Genomic DNA, 16,624 nt, shown 5'->3' with positions numbered 1-16,624 from the left:
GCATTAGGGGAACTTCCCTATGCTCCCTGGCAATAGCATAAAACGCCTCTCCAAAGAGAGGCGCACATCTAATCTCCGATCATTGTCCCCTGATGGAACGTCATCTGCCACTTCCCGTCTGTCCGTTTCCATACCGAGGTCCGCAGGGAGTGTTTGTCCGTTTTTTGGATGTATATACGAAAAGAGGTCATCGCGCTTTCCGGCGAAAGCGGCGTGCAGTGAAAATCATCAAGCAGGAAGCCGGGATCGTCTTCACCAGGGAGCCGCTTAAGAACGTGCTCTTTCCCGTACGCTTTTCCTGTGCTCGAAAATTCCAGGAAATCATCCGCCAGCAGCTCGTTTAGAGATGTGGCCGATTTCCGCACCTCTCCCTCCAGCAGTTTGGTTTCCAGCTGATACAAATGCTTTTCTAAAGCTGTTTCCATGCCCTTCCCCCTTTTCTCAGTCCTTATGGATGACAGCTGTCGAGAAAGGGACGCCGTTGTCGTAATTCAAAATGAGCTGATACGACCGCCCCTTCTTTTTGTCTCCTGCTTTCTTAAGGACCGCTTCATCGAATGCCAATGCTTCCTGCACGTCCGACTTTTGAAAAGTCGTTTGTACGACAAGCGCCTCCTGATCAGGCTGATATGTGATCCACTCAATATTCTCAGAAAAATCTTTTTGGAGAACGTCATCGATCACCTTCCCTACCTTCTCCTTCTCTTCCTGCGTCACTTCCCCTTCCCATTTGACAGGTGCCGGTTCCGCTTCGGATCCGGCGACGGCAAAATAGCCGAATAAGCTTAACCCAACGGCCGCAAGTAACCCGATGCCGATCCACACATACTTTTTCAAACAGATCCCCTGCCTCTCCATTATCATTGCTTTCTACCATCCTATGATATTGGTCGGTTGAAGATAATAGCTTTCGCCGAAATAATCAGTGACGTCACCTTGAATTTACATAAAAATCCACTACTGTGATACTCTCAATATAACACAGCGTGAACGGAATGGGAGCAGATAAAAGCACCCCTGAACCAGGAGGCTGCCTGCTTCAGGGGTGCGCAGAGTTAAATAGCTTCATTCATCTTCTTCAACGTTTCATAAGAATAAGCGGCCACATCCGTATGTTCTGGAAGTGTCCCCGCCCATTCCATCAATTCCCACTCCGCCAGCTGATGAGAGTGGTCCAAAAGATAGCGCGAGCGATCATACCTGCGATTCATAAACGCCTGCATGATGGTATGAACATCCTCATGCTCCTTGATCAACTCCGCTAAGACGACGGCATCCTCGACTGCGAGCGCTGCCCCTTGACCAAGATGAGGAGTCGTACAGTGAGCAGCATCTCCTATTAATAGGACAGAGCCTTCATACCACGGACTTTGCAGCATATGATCAAAGATTGGACGGTAAACGACAGCATCAGGATCGGTAATCCATGGCTTGATGGCAGCCACTTGTCCACCGAAACCATCGATCCTGTCCAATAATAACTCATGAAGGCGATCTTCCGGCATTCTCGGATTCCCTGGTTCAGACGTCGTTAGTAACAGGTACATTTCCTGTTCCGACATCGGAACCAAGCCGGCTTTTGCCTTTTCACCATAATACAGGATACTCGTTTCCACACCTTCCAATCGAGGCAGTTTGTATCTCCATACAGCCTGACCGACGTAAGACTTTTCGATCGGTCCGAATAACAAGTCTCTCATTCTGGAATTCGCTCCGTCTGCGCCAATGACGAGATCATAGGTTTGTACAGTCCCGTCCGAAAGCTGTACAGATACCCCTTGCTCTATATGGTTGAAAGATTCAACTGTTGTCCCCATTCGCATTGTCGTGTCGTAAGACAATGCCTCTTCAAGAAGAAGATCATGGAGTTTTTTCTGGAGATGACATTCAGACCGGGGTACCCTGCAATTTTAGGAGATTCCGGTTCTGCGAATCGGTTTCCTTCCGCATCGCAGTAGGCCATTCCTTCAAATGAATAACCTTCTTCCAGACACCGTTTCGCTACATTTAATTCATTTAACGCACGGAGTGCATTCGGCGGCTGGAAAATACCGACTCCATACACCTGCCAATCTTGTTTCACTTCGGCTATTTCTGTTTTTATCCCCAGTTTTCCGAGGGCGATGGCCGTCGCCAGTCCACCGATGCCTCCGCCGACTATAAGAACACGCGTAATTGGTAATTGTGACATAGAATGACCTTCTTCCTACTAATCTTCGTTTGAACACCTTCTATATTGTATACTGGACCTCTTGTGGAAACATCCCGTTTCGTGACATAAACCCTATCAATCCTTGTCATTTGCCAGTTGTGCATATACCTTTTCCAATACGTCTATATCCACCTGTTCCTCATAATGGTACATCCGGCCACCGCTTTGTTGAACCTTCGGAGGTTGATGTGACCGGGCTTGTTTACGATATTGGTGGGGAGTTTTATGGAAGGTAGTTTTGAACAGATTATGGAAAGTGGTCAGATTCGAGAAACCGGATTGGAGTGCAATATCTGTGATAGACCAATCCGACCCGATCAGCATGCGCAATGCATGTTCCAAGCGCACTCCCTTCAAATAGGACATGAATGATATCCCCATGTGCTTGCGAAAATATCTGGACACATAAGACCGGCTCAGCCCTTCCTGTTTCGCAAGATCTGCTAATGTAATCGGATAGGAAAAGTGGTCCTGGATATATTGAATCATACGGTTAAGACGTGAACGATCGTTTTTCTTTTTCCCGAAGCATCCTCTATTCGATGACGTCCTGAAACCCTTCAACAATAGGTAGAGTATATCCAAACATAAGGAATGAATCTTAATATGATCAAACGGTTTATTCTTATCAGCCAGAATCAACATTTCAATCATTCTCTTTCTTATTTTGTCCGCGCTCGTTACATCCCCTTCTGCTGAAAGGAACCGCATAAAACATTCCTTTGCAGCGTCCGGGTCCACAGATTCCAAGAATTTCACAGGTATCTGCATAATGATCAGGCGGTTATGTCCTCGTGCTTCTACTCCATGGATTTCATCAGCGTTGACAACTACCAGGTCAAGCGTCTGCAAATCGTAGACATCCTTCTCGACGGTAAGACGCACGTTCCCATCCAACACCAATATTAGTTCCAGTCGATCATGCCAATGCATCGATATGTATTCCACGGAAGGCATAAGCATGAAAATTTGTGTTTCTCTTTCCATCATCACCTGCTCGTACGGGTACTCCATCTTACCCCTCCTAAACCTTTAAACCTCCATTATAAAAACATCCCGGCTTCTATGTAAGTAATATGTCCAAACAATCAGGAGGGCAGGAAAGAGGGGGGAACGAAAGCAGATCGGTAAACGAATTCATTCTGAAAACAAAAAAAGCAGGCTTTATACCTGCTTTTCATCCATAGAAACAAGATCCAGTGCCGGAGATTTCCTCGGTCTGACTTTTTGTTCATACCCATAGGCGAGCGTTAATAACGTAGCTTCATCGTAGGACCGTCCCAGAAGTTGGATGCCTACAGGAATGCCGTCCTGTGTGAAACCAGCTGGCATAGACAAGGATGGAAGACCGGTCTGAGAGGAAATGAGGGTGTTGGTAGGGAATATTTCTTTCATCCACTTGCCACTGTCCAACTCATCTCTCGTCGGCGGTAGTACTTGGACATCCGGGAAAGCAAGCGCATCCAAATCATGAAGAGCGAGCACGTTCTCGATCTCTCGCCTGAAAACTTCCTGTAAGTGACGCTGCTTATAATACAGCGGATTTTCTTCAGGACGATCCGGCCCTGTCATGACCGCATGGAATAAATCAAGCAGCCGGTGATATTGACCTTTTTCATAAATCTCCTCCAAAGTAACTTCGCCTTTCGTCTCCAAAAATTGATTAATATCATATTTGGACTGAATATGATACAGTGCCGTTTCCATCGTATACTTCTCCAAATCAGGGATGGATACAGGATCAATCACTTCCGCTCCGTTTTCTTCCATAGCAGCAATGGCAGCGACTGCTACCTCGTTTACTGCCGCACAATCCGGGTTTCCTTCCGGCCCAAACGCTTCCCGTAATATTCCAATGCGGGCTCCGTTCAATCCTTCCGCCGATAGCTGCTCGGTGTAGGTACCTGCATCCTTTGCCTGAAGAACAGCAGTGGTGTAAGGATCTTTCGGATCATACCCGACCATTGTATCGAGCAGGATGGCGGCATCTTTTACCGTCCGCGTCATCGGCCCGGGTGTATCTTGGAAGTGGACCAGGGACGATAATCCATGACGGCTGATCAGTCCTGTCGTTACGCGTACACCGAATATATTATTGAAGGAAGCAGGAAGACGAATCGATCCCGCCGTGTCTTCCCCTATCGCTACCGCCCCGAAATTCGCGGCAACACCGGCGGCACTGCCGCTGCTCGACCCACCCGCATCCCTGTCCAGTGCATACGGGTTCTTCGTTTCCCCGCCGGAGGAAGAACAAGCGAAGAAGGAAGCGGCGAAATCAGGCAGCAGGGTTTTCGCCAATACAATAGCCCCGTCCTGCTTCAGCTTCTTAATAATCTCGGCATCCTCATCAGGGATATGCTCATCGAACACTTCAGATCCATAGGTCGTACGGATGCCTTTGGTATCAATCTGGTCTTTGACGAGAATGGGGATCCCGTGCAGCGGCCCCTTCAATTTACCGGCAGCGGCAAGGTAGGTGTCGAGTTCATCAGCTTCCTCCATCACCTTCATGTTCACGTCGACTATGGCGTTGATTTCCGGGCCGTTCTGGTCATAATCGTGAATTCGCTGCACATACATCTCAACAAGCTCCCTGCACGTCAATTCCTTGTTCATCATGGCTGTATGGATCGATGCAATCGTAGCTTCCTCGATTTGAAAACTCATATCCCATCTCCACCTTTTAATTTTATGGTTTGTCCTCCCGAAAGGCTTTCCATCAGACTTACTGAAATCGTTCCCACTATAGTGAACAGCGACTGAGATAACCACTTCCTTCCAATCGAATAAGAAGGTAAACTCTATCATACGATAATTTGTTATAATTTTCAAAATATTTTATACAAAAAAAGACACCAGTGATCATTCCCTGCTGTCTCCATTCTTATCCTATTCATGTGTCTTTCCCAATCGAAAAGCCTTCGAACAACCTTCCGCCGTGCGGAACCATCGCTTCATCCACCAATTGAATGACTGATTCTTTTTCTCCATTCCGATAATAGCGGTCAAAGGCGTCACTAAATTGTCCAGCTATGGTTGGGTCATGTCTCTTAAGAGCCCGCAGCAGCCACTTGGAAGACCCGCTCCAGCACTTATTCGTCCGTAAAATAAAATCTCCCGTCCGCTCTGCCAAGGATCCGGCAATGAATATTCCTTCGTCCCTGGAGGAACACCCTATGAAGTCTTCCAGCAGATCGGTAATAAAATATCGCTTCTCCCTGATTATCGATTCACTCCACAGGTCCGGTCCTTCCAAGAGCACCTGTTTCGCTTCCTCCCGGATACGTTTTAGTTCAGGAGCATCCCGCACGATCGTCCCTTCCGAAACCATTTGCTGCAGGCTCGGCTGTCCTCTTTCCCTGTCGCTTTCGAAATAATTTTCATAAGAAAGGAAACTGTGCACGAACACTTCCATCGGCCATCCGTATGCAAAGAAGGATGTGCGATAAGAGGCCTGTCTTTCCCGCTCAAACAGGACGATATCAAGGTCCGACGTCGCCGTCCCTTCCCCTCGGATGACACTCCCGGCAACGATCGCCGCATCACAGGCGGGGAACCTCTCGTCTATTATCCGTTTCACAGCCTCAAGCGGCTCCAATCTTTTAGACAAAGCCATTCCTATCTCTCCTCTACTTTTTATCCATCATGCCACAAAACCGCATCCCCAGCTATCATTTTCTAACGATTTGGACCGTGTCATTCGGCAGCGCTATTTTCCATTAAATTGATGCTTTCCTAAACAGACCCGAATTCTTCTGAAACGAAATCGTTCCTACCATCGTAAAGAGGAGCGAAGTCCGTTTATGAAAAAGGAGGCAGGACATGTTCGAGGTACGTGTGAAACATACAGGAAGGACCATCAAAATCCGCTGGCAGTTTTTCAAGGTGGACATACCTGCTGAAGACATTCTTGACATCTATCAGGATGAAACGTACGGCGGAGGACCCGCCGACGCGGTGCGCATCGGTTTCCCATCTGCCACGACAGATAGAATCGTTATGAAGACGACAAAGGAAACCTACATCCTGTTTACGACATCCCCCGCGACCATCTTGGCAACTCTAAGGAAATAAGATTACGAAAAAGGGAAGGGCTCTCCGCCCTTCCCTTTATTTTCCTGTTGATGGATCAATCGTGTCAGTTCCTTGAACTTAGCGTCCAGTTCCTGATACGCATCATCACCCGGCAGGAGGAAGCTCAATTTCCCGAGCACTTCCTGCCGTTCCGTTTCCAGACGCATCCGCATCGCTTCTGATTCCTCCACGGGTTTTACCCTGGTTCCCTTTCTGATCTTACGGCCTGCCAACGACCATGTTGTGTCAGTCGTCTTCTCCATGAAATAGCGGTCGTGGGATACGACGATCAGCGTCCCTTCATAAAGAGCGAGCGTCTTCTCCAGCTGTTCTCTGGAGGGGAGGTCCAGGTGGTTCGTCGGTTCATCAAGGATGAGCACATCTTTCCCATCCAGTAAGTGAACCATCAGTTTGCACTTTACACGCTCCCCCATGCTCATATCCTTGAACTTCTCTTTCCACTGATCATCCGTGAAGCCCAATTGATCCATCAACGTCCGCACTTTCCCTCTCGCTTCAAACGATTCCTGATAAAAGTAGCGGGCGGGAGTTTCGTCCAATGGTAAATCGAAAACCTGCTGGGTAAGAACACCGACGTTGGCAGCCGGCGAAATCCACACGTCTCCTTCTGCTGTCTCCCTGCCAAGGATGATGTTCAACAGTGTCGTCTTCCCGCTGCCATTTGGCCCTGCGAGCCCGATTTTTTCCCCGTGCTGAATGGTAAAGTGGACATCCTCAAACAATATCCGGTCACCGAACCGCTTCGTCAACCCTTTCGCTTCCACGAAACGTCTGCCCGTTTTATCTTTCGTCTTTAAGGAGAATCGGATGTCTTTCTCCTCCTCTAACCGGTCGATCGTATGCTTATCCAGTTCCTTCTCCAAACGCTTCTGTTTCGATTTCACCTGTTTATCCGTCCGCTTGGCCTTTTTCCGGTAGTACTCTTTGTAGCCTTCCTTCTTTGTGGAGGCATCGTGCGCTTTCTTCGACCACGATGCCAGTTCCTTCATCTGGCCTTCGATCTGCTCGACCATCTTCTGTTGTTTCGCGACCGCCCGCTGCTCCGTCCGTTTCCGCTGTTCCCGGACCTCCATGTACGCCGAATAGTTCCCGACGTTCTCGACAATCCCTTTGTTCTCGATCGACCAGATTTTCGAAACAGCTTCATCGAGAAAACGACGGTCGTGGGAAACAAGCAGAATCGTGCCCTTGTAGCGCTTCACTTCCTGAAGGAGCGCTTCCATACCGGCTTCATCCAAGTGATTTGTCGGCTCATCCAACAAGAGCAGATCAGATCCTTGAGCGAAAGCCCGGGCCAGTCGCGCTTTCAACTTTTCTCCGCCGCTGAGAGAAGTGAACGTACCGTCTGGAACCTGCCACTTATTACGCAGCCGCTTCTCCTCCGGCAGCTTTGGTTCCGTTGGAAAAGTCTCCACCTCTTGTTCAAGCAGCCTCACGGAACGGCCTAGGATTTCTATCCGCCCTCTGCCTGGATTCAAACATCCCGAAATCAAGCGGAGCAGCGTCGACTTCCCGCAGCCGTTCGGCCCGATGATGCCGATGACGTCTCCCTTATGACAGGTCGCAGCCGCTCCCTTCAAAATCACTTTCTCATTCGTTGCCGCATCGACGTCCCTTATTCTCACGTGTTCGTTCATAAACATCCGATCCTCTCTTTTCCAGGAGAACAAAAAATCCTCCCAGATTCCTGGAAGGATTAGCCGCACGAAAACAACAACAAACAAAGCCTTCCCGTGGGAACAGCTCCTGTCGCTATGGAAAATGGGCAGACTAATCCTAGATTCGTAAGCATGAAATGTTTCGATTTCAGACTTTGGAACATAAGATTAGTTTTTCATCGGCCACCCATCATCCCTTCTTCATAAGTTAGAACCACTATAGCACAGCCGTCATTTCATGTAAAAGCTTTCCTCCAAAACCATTCCCATGTTTCAGGAAGTACACAGCGGGTACAAGTACTCTGCAACCACTTTTATCATAAGGAGTGTTCGAAATGGCAGATAACAAAGGACTCAGCGATAAAGTGAAAGGTGCTGTCAACAAAGTCAAAGGGGAAGTGAAAGACCAGGTAGGTAATGCCAAAGACGACCCGAAAATGCAGCGCGAAGGCAAGAAAGACAAAACGAAAGGCAGCATGCAGGAAGGCATCGGCAATATGAAAGACAACGAAAAACACAATCGATAACATAAAGACGGAAGAGGAATGCACGCCTCTTCCGTCTTTTTTTCTTACCCTGCGGCCTCTTCATTCGCGTTCTCTTCCATGTACATCACTTCCCAAAGGTGACCGTCAAGGTCCTGGAAGCTCCACCCGTACATGAACCCGTGATCAAATGGTTCATTCGATGGTTTCCCGCCGGCTTCCAGCGCTTTGTTCACGATGTCATCGACCTGTTTCCGCGAATCGGTGGAAACGGCGATGATCATTTCCGTCTGTTTCGCCGTGTCTGCCCGCTCCTTATTCGTGAACGTATCAAACATGTCGTTAACCAACAGCATGAGAAACGTCCGTTCGTTGATAATCAGACAGGCTGCTTTGTCGTCCGTATAATCGGTATGAAAGTCAAACCCCAATTCCTTGAAGAAACGCATGGATTTATCCAGATCTTTGACAGGTAGATTCAGATACGTCTGTTTAGCCTGTAAAGCCATCTTTAATCCCTCCATTACAAAGGATGATTCTTACCAGCTGACAAAACGACCTCCCCTCCGCACACAGGATATACGTTCTTGTTTCTCTAAGTATCGATGCAATTCCTGCCCGATCTTGTAGAATTTTGTTCCCTTACTCCATTCCTCTGCTGTATTCACAGCCGCTCTCGTGCTTTATTTCTTCTTTATTTCGTTTCTCCTTCCAAGCATCGTCACGTACGAGAAGGAAAAGGATATCACCGCCTGACGAAAAAAAGGCTGTCCATATAGACAGCCTTTAATTCTTACGTCCACCTTCCTCTTTCACGCCTCATTCGTCTTCCGTCACGCGATTTAACAGGTCATATCCAATGATTTGTACAAATACAAAACCAAGCACAATCAGAAACAGCAGGAAGCGGAAGTACCCCGGAGATTCCCCGTGGGAAGCCTCCACCATCACCGGTTCTGCGATGAAAGGAACAACGAGGCTGTAGATGATACTGACTCCGAGAAACAGATACTTATTCGACCGCTTCGTAATGATCGAACGTTCCGCTACATTAGCTGTGATGATGGCAAATAAAGCGATGGCTATAGGAACACCGGTCATGACGTTCATACCGGCAGACATTCCGAGATACATAACAAACAAAACGTACATTCATCCTATCTTTAAACAAATATTAGAACAGCTGTTCCAGATCCTTAAATGCTTCGATCTTCTTATCATATCCTTCGACTTCACCGAAACCATAGGCCGCGTACACAAACGGGATGCCGGCATCCGACGCCGCCTTCTCATCCCCGTTCGTATCCCCCACGTACACCGGGTCATCAAGGTTGTTGCGGTCGATCACCAGCTTGATATTTTCGCCTTTTGACAACCCCGTCCGGCCCGGATTTTCATAATCTTTAAAGTAGCGTTCGAGTTTGTGATATTCATAGAAGGACTCGATGTAGCCGTCCTGGCAGTTGCTGACGATAAACAGATCATAGGTATCAGAAAGCCGATCCAACACTTCTTCCACCTGCGGAAAAAGAGCTCCTCCCTGCTTCCGGATCTGCTCTTCTTCAAGCTCGAAGCAGCGGTCCATGATGTCCAGACGATCGGCTTCCTTAAGCTCCGGCATAAGTTTTGCACTCATTTCCTTCACCTGAAGTCCCATAACCCCTTCCAGGTCGGCACGGGTGAATGTCGTATCGATCCTGTCGTCCTGCTCCAGTGCTTTGTTCCAAGCATCGAGCACCGTATCAATCGGATCCCAAATGGTTCCGTCCAAGTCAAAAATAATGCTGTCCATATATGCTGCCTCCTGTCTATCCTCTTTCTCTTTTTAATGTATCACAGAAAAAAGGTACGACACAAAAAAAGCCGGAGTGATCCGGCTTTTTCTATAGACTTACTTTTTCTGTTCCATAACTGCGAAATACTGTCCTTCGTCATCTGCAAAGTTGAACACGCGGCCGCCGGGCATGTCGACTACATCCCCGACCGTTACACCACGCTTCTGCATCGTTCCGTACAGGTGATCAAGGTCGTCCGTGAAGAACATCAGCGACGGGGTACCGAGATTCATCTCCGGATCCATCTTTTGGACAAAGGCTTTGTCATGAAGAACGATGCTTGTTTCCGATGTTTCTTCCGGCACCAACTCGATCCAGCGCATCCCGCTTTCCTTTTCCTCCGAACGTACGTGAAATCCCAGCTTCTCTTTCCAAAAATCGACAGCCCTATCCTGATCTTCCACATACACCATCACCTGTCCGAGCTTTTGGAACATAAGAACGCCTCCCTGATTAAATAGATGCTATGGATTCTATTCGACAAGAAAGCCGTTTCCCCTTCCTTAGGATCATCTATCCTCGATGACAATATAGGAGGCTTTCACCGGACTGTGGACTCCGCAACGGATTACCTGATCATCCTCTGACAAAAAGACCGCCCCGACAGGACGATCCTTTTCCTTTTTACCCCTTCCCGGCACGGAAAGATGGATAGAGCTTCATTCCCCCGTCAACAAACAGCGTCGTTCCTGTAACATAGCCTGCCTGCTCGGAAGCGAGGAACGCAGCGATGGAAGCGACCTGCTCCGGCTCACCGATCTCCTTCATCGGAATCATGGAAAGGACCTCCTGCTTTGCTTCCTCATCGGCGAACTTCTCTGCATTGATCGGTGTATTAATGGCACCGGGACCGATATTGTTGACGCGGATTCCTTTCGCTGCATACTCAAGGGCGAGCGTCTGCGTAAGCATCTTGATGCCGCCTTTACTGGATGCATAATGAACGAAATGCGGCCATGGAATCACTTCATGGACGCTCGACATATTGATGACACAGCCCTTGATGCCGTGATCGAGCATATAAGCGATCGCCTTTGTGGAACCAAGGAAGGTGCCGGACAAATTGACCGATATCACCTTTTCGTAATCGGAAAGCGACATCGTATGGGACTCGATTTCCTTCTGAATACCGGCATTGTTCATCATGACATCCAGCGTCCCGAAACGGTCATGGGCGGCCTCAATCAACCCAGCGACATCCGCTTCCTTGGAAACGTCCCCTTGGACAGCGGCTGCGTCTCCGCCTGCATGTTTGATCGCGGTGACGACCTCCTCCGCTTCGTCCGGATTATTCAAGTAATTGACGATGACGTTCATTTTCTCTTGTCCGAACCGGACAGCAATCGCTTTGCCGAGTCCGGATGACGCACCTGTGACAACGGCTACTTTTCCCTGCAAATCTTCATACATGGATGACACCCTCCTATTTTTTCGTGAAGCCGAGCATGACTCCACCGATAATGATCAGCACACAGCCGACGATGACGAAGACGATCTGGCGCTTCGTTTTCTTCTCTCCGAGGAGGAAGATACCGCCGAGGGTTGAAATGATGATCCCTGTCTGGGACAAGGAAAAGCTCGTCGCCGTTCCGACGCGCGGAATCGAAAGCAGCAGGGCCAGGTTTCCTGTCGCCCACATCAGGCCTGGAATGAAGTTCCTTATCGTATATTTGCTGTACGGTTTTTCTTTAATACTTAAAAGCACCGCGCCGATCACCATACCGACCGCCTGTGGAAGCAGGGCGGTCCATCCGTCGATGGAGAACCAACGGATGATGACGACGTAGCCGACATAGCCGACGGTCGAAATAAGCAGGATCGGGACTCCTTTGGCAAGCGGGCTCTTTCCACCATCATCGTTCTCTTCTTTCTGCTGGTAGGAAGTGAAAACGACACCGATAATGATCAGAACGAGTGCCGATATGCCGATAATCAACTTCATCGTCGTCGACCATTCCCCGAAGACGAGGACGCCGAACAGCGAGGTACCGACAAGTTGGAGACCTGTCGAAATCGGGAGCGTTTTTGATACGCCGAGATGGGTAACGGCTTTGAACTGATTCATCTGGCCAAGCGACCAAAGAAGACCGGATATAAAGCTGATAATGATGGCTGTTCCCGTATAGTCCGGAGAAATGAAGAAGAGCGCTCCGATCGCGAATACCAGCGCTCCGAACGTCGTTCCGACCACCTGTTCTTCAGGGCCTCCCCCAAGCTTGCTTGCAACAAGCAGAATACTTCCCCACATCAACGCAGGGATCAGAGCTATGATAATGTCCATGTCTTCACCGCCTTTTCCCTGTTATTCTCACACCTCGCTGCTTTTTTTATGCAGTTAGAAAAGGAAGAGCGGGAGATGGCGTGTCTGTTTTCAACAGACAGGAGACAGGTTCGATTCGAAAACTTTCATTACAATACCATGGGCGGACGGTGCGCTTATTCCGTCCGATTCGGTCTTCATCTATTCCCGCGTATAATGGGAAGCTCCCCGTTCCTTTCTATCCCGGGTTCTTCCGATAACAGCACTACCACGCTCTCCATGAATTCGACCGCTTTCTCCTCTTCCGAAAATACGTGACGGATCCAATCGCCTTCTTCCTTTAGAAGCAGCAAAATCTCCCGCGCCGCTTTCCGGTGAAGGGATGGTGTCATCCATTCATAAATGGCTTCGATGCGGAAACGCTTATCCTCCGGCAGATGTTTCGGTAATGCCTTCAATCCTAGCACGGAACGATCCGGTTCATATTTATAAAGCAGCACGTTCGCAAGGTTTCTCATGACGTGCCGGAGCATTTCCACCGCCCATACGGCACTGCCTCGCGCGGCTGCTTTCCAATATTGAAATAAGAACCAGGACACATCCAGCATATGTTCCGTTAAAGCGGTTTTGGTAAGCGTCAACTTCCCTTCCGTTCGAAATGGATCCATGATACCATCCGGGTCGTATAAGACCGTGGGTAATCCTTATTCTGAAACGTCGCTTCTGTGACGGTAAACAGGTCGATATGTAAATGATCCTCATAGACACCTATGATCTGCGGGGCGATGATGAAGATGTCGTCTGTGAAAATCAGTTCTTTATACGCCTTCAAATGGTCGATCCGCCTTTTCAAAAACGCTTGTTCCTCCTTTTCTTCGACCATGCAGTACAAATCAATATCCGAGTAGGCATCGTGATCGTTCCGCCCCATCGATCCTTTCAGAAAAATGCTCCGGACAGCCGGATCTTTTTTCAGACTTGCTGTGATATCCTGCACCGCTTCTTCCTGCCGCATCCGCGTTTCCCCCTTTAAAGATAAATATTACGCCATTGTATCTTTTTTCCAATAAATAAGCAATAAAAAAAGCACCTTCTCAGTGGAGAAAAGGTGCAAGGACAATCAGGAAAATGGAAGTACTCACGAGTAACAAGGTAATCGGCCGCTTCAACTTCATCCGCCCCTTCCCCTGATAATAACCGGTGAACTGGAGTTTGTTCCGGTACAAGACGAAGTACAGGATCAGCATCGACAAGGGTAAGGCTGTGCCTCCCGGCGTCTCTGCCACGTCGATCCCGAAGCTTCGGAAGACTCCGTTCACCGCGGTAAACCCTATTCCGGCGATAAGGAAAAGCAGAATCAACAGCCGGATCATTTCCAGAAATACCGAAGTCGTTTTCATACGCTCCCCCCTCCTCTTCCAATTATTACAAACAGCCATCCAGGAAGCAATAAAACCGATAGCTCTCTTCAGCTGTCGTTCTTCTTTGAGCGAGGACAACCTTCCTTTATGAACGGATGTACCTCCTTCCAAGACCTTCATTCTGCTGAAAAAAGGATTTTTATCGACCCATAAACGCCGAATCGCAAATCAGATCGGATGCAGCCGGACAAGATATTCCGCTCCCCCCAGTATAATAAATCTCCAAATGAAAAAGGCTGCTTAAGCAGCCCCTTGCCTCAAAGATCTTGTTTACAGAAATACCAGTCCACGCAATCATAATCCGGATCGTTCAAGCGTTCTTTCGCCGCCTTTGTCGTCTTCGGGGGAGAAGCGATGACCTGATCCCCCTGCTGCCAGTCCGCCGGTGTCGACACGCCGTGTTCATCCGTGACCTTCAGCGCTTCGACGAGCCGGACGATTTCCTGCATATTCCTCCCCGTTGTCAGCGGATAATAGATGACAGAGCGGACGATCTGCTGATCATCGATGACAAAAACCGCCCGGGAGGTTTCGGTTCCATCACTTTCCGGCATGATCATTCCGAATTTCTGTGCCACCGACTGATCAAGATCCGCAATGACGGGAAATTCGATCGTCGTGTCGAAGTTCTTTTCTATATTCTGAATCCATGCGATGTGGGAGGAAACACTGTCGACGCTCAGCCCGAGAAGCTCTACTCCCTTGTCCCTTAGAGAACCATAAATCGATTGGAACGCGACGAATTCTGTCGTGCACACCGGGGTAAAGTCAGATGGATGGGAAAACAGGATCAACCATTTTCCGGCGAAGTCGCCTAAGGACAGCTCCCCGTGTGTCGTCTGCGCCTTGAAGTCTGGTGCTTTCTCGCCGATCCTCGGCAGGTGATACGTTTCTTCCTGCTCCATTTGTTCTCGTTCCATTTCTATTCCTCCTCCAATAAGATAGATAGTTCCGTCCGTTTGATAACGGATACATTTTGTAAATAACCGATTCACTTTATACCTAAACGGGTATATAGTATGAGTATACCTATAAATTTCCAATTCGTTAGGAGGACTATGTATGTATTTGAAGTATTTCTATGATCGCCATCTGGCCCAGGCTTCTTATATGGTCGGCTGCCAGGCTTCCGGGGAAGCTGCCATCATTGATCCATCCAGAAACATTAACGTATATTTGGAGACGGCACGCCGGGAGGGCTACACCCTGACGAAGGCGTTTGAAACCCATATCCATGCCGACTTCGTTTCCGGAGTGACGGAACTTGCACGAAGGACAGGAGCGACCATCTATCACTCCACGGAAGGAGCCGATAACGGCGGCTACGAGCTTCCTTCCTCGTTACCAACGCACGGATTAAAAGATGGGGAAACCATCACTCTCGGGAATGTACAGATAAAAGCAATCCATACACCGGGTCATACGCCGGAGCACATGTCTTTTGAATTGACCGACGGTGCCGCAGCGGACAAGCCGATCGGTGTATTCACAGGCGACTTCGTATTCGTGGGTGATGTCGGCAGACCGGACTTACTTGAGAAGTCGGCCGGTGTCAAGAACTCGACGGAAAATGGAGCGAGGCAGATGTTCCGGTCCCTCGAAGCTTTCAAGAACTATGAAGACTATATTCAAATATGGCCGGGCCACGGAGCAGGAAGCGCCTGCGGGAAGTCGCTCGGAGCTGTGCCGACAAGCACCGTCGGATATGAGAAGTTATACAATCCTGCCTTCCAATTCGAAGAGGAAGAAGCATTCCTCTCCTTCCTCCTTGAGGGGCAGACGGAACCGCCCGCCTACTTTACGAAAATGAAACAAGTCAACCCGACCGGCATGACACCTCTGTCCGACGTGAACCCCAGCGTAGAAATGGAAAGAAAAGCGGAAGACATGGCAAGGCTCGCTGCGTCCAGGAATGCGATGGTCATCGACACACGGAACGCCTTCGATTATGCCAACCGACACCTTCCCGGCACGATCAACCTGCCGTTCCCGGACGTTTTCGCCGAATGGATGGGAAGACTTGCCGATTATGAGAAAGACATCTACATCATCGCCGACCCTCCTCAATTCCAGGAAATCCGGAGCGTTCTTTCAAGTATGGGGATGGACCGCCTGAAAGGGCTGTTTTCCCTGTCTGCCCTTTCTAAAACCGAAGCACCCCGCTCCTATACGAACGAATTACCGAAGGAAGTGGCAAAAAGAGATATCCCGGTTCTGGACGTCCGCTACGACCATGAATGGAACGAAAGCCATATTCCAGGCGCCGAGCACGTTCCTCTTCCGCAGCTGCCGGAAACAGAACTGCACCTTCCCGGAAATAAAGTGGCCGTCCACTGCGCCTCGGGAAAACGATCCGCTGTTGCAGCAAGCATCCTCTTGAACAAAGGGTATGAAGTCATTAACGTTACAGGCGGCTTCCACCAATGGAAGAAGGAGAACCTGCCAGTCACTTGATCAAAAGGAAACGCCTGTCAAGGATGACCTGACAGGCGTTTCAGGGTGTCGAGAAACCCTTCGCTATGGACGGAAAGCATAAACATTCCGATCAACCATTAAAAACTATAGACGATTGGAAGAAAACAAAAGAAAGACATTTGGACAAAGGGCGGAGGGGAATCGAGCAGACTCCTGTGGGAATAGTGGCACAGGTGAGACCCC

At 49.0% G+C, this 16,624-nt stretch carries 21 protein-coding genes; 3 read left to right on the top strand and 18 right to left on the bottom strand.

Features of this window, described 5'->3' with window-relative positions; translation table 11 throughout:
* Nucleotides 1–68: 68 nt before the first annotated feature.
* From D479_RS17040 to D479_RS17015, 7 genes are all read right to left on the bottom strand, one after another.
* Entirely contained in the window at nt 69–425 is a 357-nt protein-coding gene (locus tag D479_RS17040) for a DUF4440 domain-containing protein (RefSeq protein ID WP_008639454.1), read from the bottom strand.
* Nucleotides 426–441: 16 nt separating this feature from the next.
* A complete protein-coding gene (locus tag D479_RS17035) occupies nt 442–837 on the bottom strand; it encodes a hypothetical protein (RefSeq protein WP_152413421.1) in 396 nt (131 codons plus the stop codon).
* Between the two features lie 218 nt (nt 838–1,055).
* Nucleotides 1,056–1,841, bottom strand: a complete 786-nt coding sequence (locus tag D479_RS17030; RefSeq protein ID WP_081594856.1) for an FAD-dependent monooxygenase — start codon at nt 1,839–1,841, stop codon at nt 1,056–1,058.
* Nucleotides 1,784–2,191: an FAD-dependent monooxygenase gene (locus tag D479_RS21240; RefSeq protein WP_051989407.1), complete on the bottom strand. Its 408-nt coding sequence runs from the start codon at nt 2,189–2,191 to the stop codon at nt 1,784–1,786. Before D479_RS21240 ends, D479_RS17030 begins: the two co-directional genes overlap by 58 nt.
* Nucleotides 2,192–2,287: 96 nt before the next feature.
* Nucleotides 2,288–3,226, bottom strand: a complete 939-nt coding sequence (locus tag D479_RS17025) for an AraC family transcriptional regulator (protein WP_008639449.1) — start codon at nt 3,224–3,226, stop codon at nt 2,288–2,290.
* Between the two features lie 150 nt (nt 3,227–3,376).
* Nucleotides 3,377–4,879: an amidase gene (locus tag D479_RS17020; RefSeq protein WP_008639448.1), complete on the bottom strand. Its 1,503-nt coding sequence runs from the start codon at nt 4,877–4,879 to the stop codon at nt 3,377–3,379.
* A 226-nt stretch (nt 4,880–5,105) separates the two neighbouring features.
* Nucleotides 5,106–5,828 carry a nucleotidyltransferase domain-containing protein gene (locus tag D479_RS17015; RefSeq protein WP_008639446.1) on the bottom strand — a complete coding sequence of 241 codons (723 nt, stop codon included), beginning with the start codon at nt 5,826–5,828 and terminating at the stop codon, nt 5,106–5,108.
* Between the two features lie 206 nt (nt 5,829–6,034).
* On the opposite strand from D479_RS17015, the gene D479_RS17010 reads away from it, so the two are divergent.
* Nucleotides 6,035–6,286 (top strand): hypothetical protein, encoded by a 252-nt coding sequence (locus tag D479_RS17010; protein WP_008639444.1) that lies wholly within the window; start codon nt 6,035–6,037, stop codon nt 6,284–6,286.
* A gap of 2 nt (nt 6,287–6,288) precedes the next feature.
* Here the strand turns inward: D479_RS17010 and abc-f are convergent, their stop codons facing one another.
* Nucleotides 6,289–7,944, bottom strand: coding sequence for a ribosomal protection-like ABC-F family protein (abc-f, locus tag D479_RS17005; RefSeq protein WP_039871706.1), 1,656 nt, complete (start codon nt 7,942–7,944; stop codon nt 6,289–6,291).
* 356 nt (nt 7,945–8,300) lie between these two features.
* Here abc-f and D479_RS17000 point away from each other — a divergent pair, with 356 nt between their 5' ends.
* Complete coding sequence (locus D479_RS17000; protein ID WP_008639437.1) at nt 8,301–8,492, top strand: CsbD family protein; 192 nt, start codon at nt 8,301–8,303, stop codon at nt 8,490–8,492.
* Between the two features lie 44 nt (nt 8,493–8,536).
* Here D479_RS17000 and D479_RS16995 read toward each other — a convergent pair whose 3' ends face one another.
* The 10 genes from D479_RS16995 to D479_RS16955 form a co-directional block, all read right to left on the bottom strand.
* Entirely contained in the window at nt 8,537–8,959 is a 423-nt protein-coding gene (locus D479_RS16995) for a VOC family protein (protein WP_008639436.1), read from the bottom strand.
* 310 nt (nt 8,960–9,269) lie between these two features.
* Nucleotides 9,270–9,593, bottom strand: a complete 324-nt coding sequence (locus tag D479_RS16990) for a hypothetical protein (RefSeq protein ID WP_008639435.1) — start codon at nt 9,591–9,593, stop codon at nt 9,270–9,272.
* Nucleotides 9,594–9,624: 31 nt separating this feature from the next.
* Nucleotides 9,625–10,242, bottom strand: a complete 618-nt coding sequence (locus D479_RS16985; RefSeq protein ID WP_008639434.1) for an HAD family hydrolase — start codon at nt 10,240–10,242, stop codon at nt 9,625–9,627.
* A gap of 99 nt (nt 10,243–10,341) precedes the next feature.
* The gene (locus D479_RS16980) at nt 10,342–10,722 is read right to left on the bottom strand and encodes a VOC family protein (RefSeq protein WP_008639433.1); all 381 of its coding nucleotides are present in this window, start codon (nt 10,720–10,722) and stop codon (nt 10,342–10,344) included.
* 187 nt (nt 10,723–10,909) lie between these two features.
* Entirely contained in the window at nt 10,910–11,695 is a 786-nt protein-coding gene (locus D479_RS16975; RefSeq protein WP_008639432.1) for a glucose-1-dehydrogenase, read from the bottom strand.
* Nucleotides 11,696–11,708: 13 nt separating this feature from the next.
* Nucleotides 11,709–12,566 carry a GRP family sugar transporter gene (locus D479_RS16970; protein WP_008639431.1) on the bottom strand — a complete coding sequence of 286 codons (858 nt, stop codon included), beginning with the start codon at nt 12,564–12,566 and terminating at the stop codon, nt 11,709–11,711.
* 176 nt (nt 12,567–12,742) lie between these two features.
* Nucleotides 12,743–13,213 (bottom strand): hypothetical protein, encoded by a 471-nt coding sequence (locus D479_RS21095; RefSeq protein ID WP_241210944.1) that lies wholly within the window; start codon nt 13,211–13,213, stop codon nt 12,743–12,745.
* Complete coding sequence (locus D479_RS21090) at nt 13,183–13,560, bottom strand: nucleotidyltransferase domain-containing protein (protein ID WP_241210943.1); 378 nt, start codon at nt 13,558–13,560, stop codon at nt 13,183–13,185. The genes D479_RS21095 and D479_RS21090 overlap by 31 nt, the downstream gene beginning before the upstream one ends.
* Before the next feature lie 79 nt (nt 13,561–13,639).
* Nucleotides 13,640–13,945, bottom strand: coding sequence for a hypothetical protein (locus tag D479_RS16960; protein ID WP_008639430.1), 306 nt, complete (start codon nt 13,943–13,945; stop codon nt 13,640–13,642).
* A 278-nt stretch (nt 13,946–14,223) separates the two neighbouring features.
* Nucleotides 14,224–14,886, bottom strand: a complete 663-nt coding sequence (locus D479_RS16955) for a peroxiredoxin (protein ID WP_008639427.1) — start codon at nt 14,884–14,886, stop codon at nt 14,224–14,226.
* Between the two features lie 142 nt (nt 14,887–15,028).
* On the opposite strand from D479_RS16955, the gene D479_RS16950 reads away from it, so the two are divergent.
* Complete coding sequence (locus D479_RS16950; protein ID WP_008639426.1) at nt 15,029–16,420, top strand: MBL fold metallo-hydrolase; 1,392 nt, start codon at nt 15,029–15,031, stop codon at nt 16,418–16,420.
* The last annotated feature ends 204 nt before the right edge of the window (nt 16,421–16,624 follow it).

The sequence above is a fragment of the Halobacillus sp. BAB-2008 genome (assembly GCF_000328325.1).
Classification (GTDB): Bacteria; Bacillota; Bacilli; order Bacillales; family Halobacillaceae; genus Halobacillus.
The sequence above is the reverse complement of the archived record's forward strand: the minus strand, read 5'-3'. Positions and strand labels throughout refer to the sequence as shown.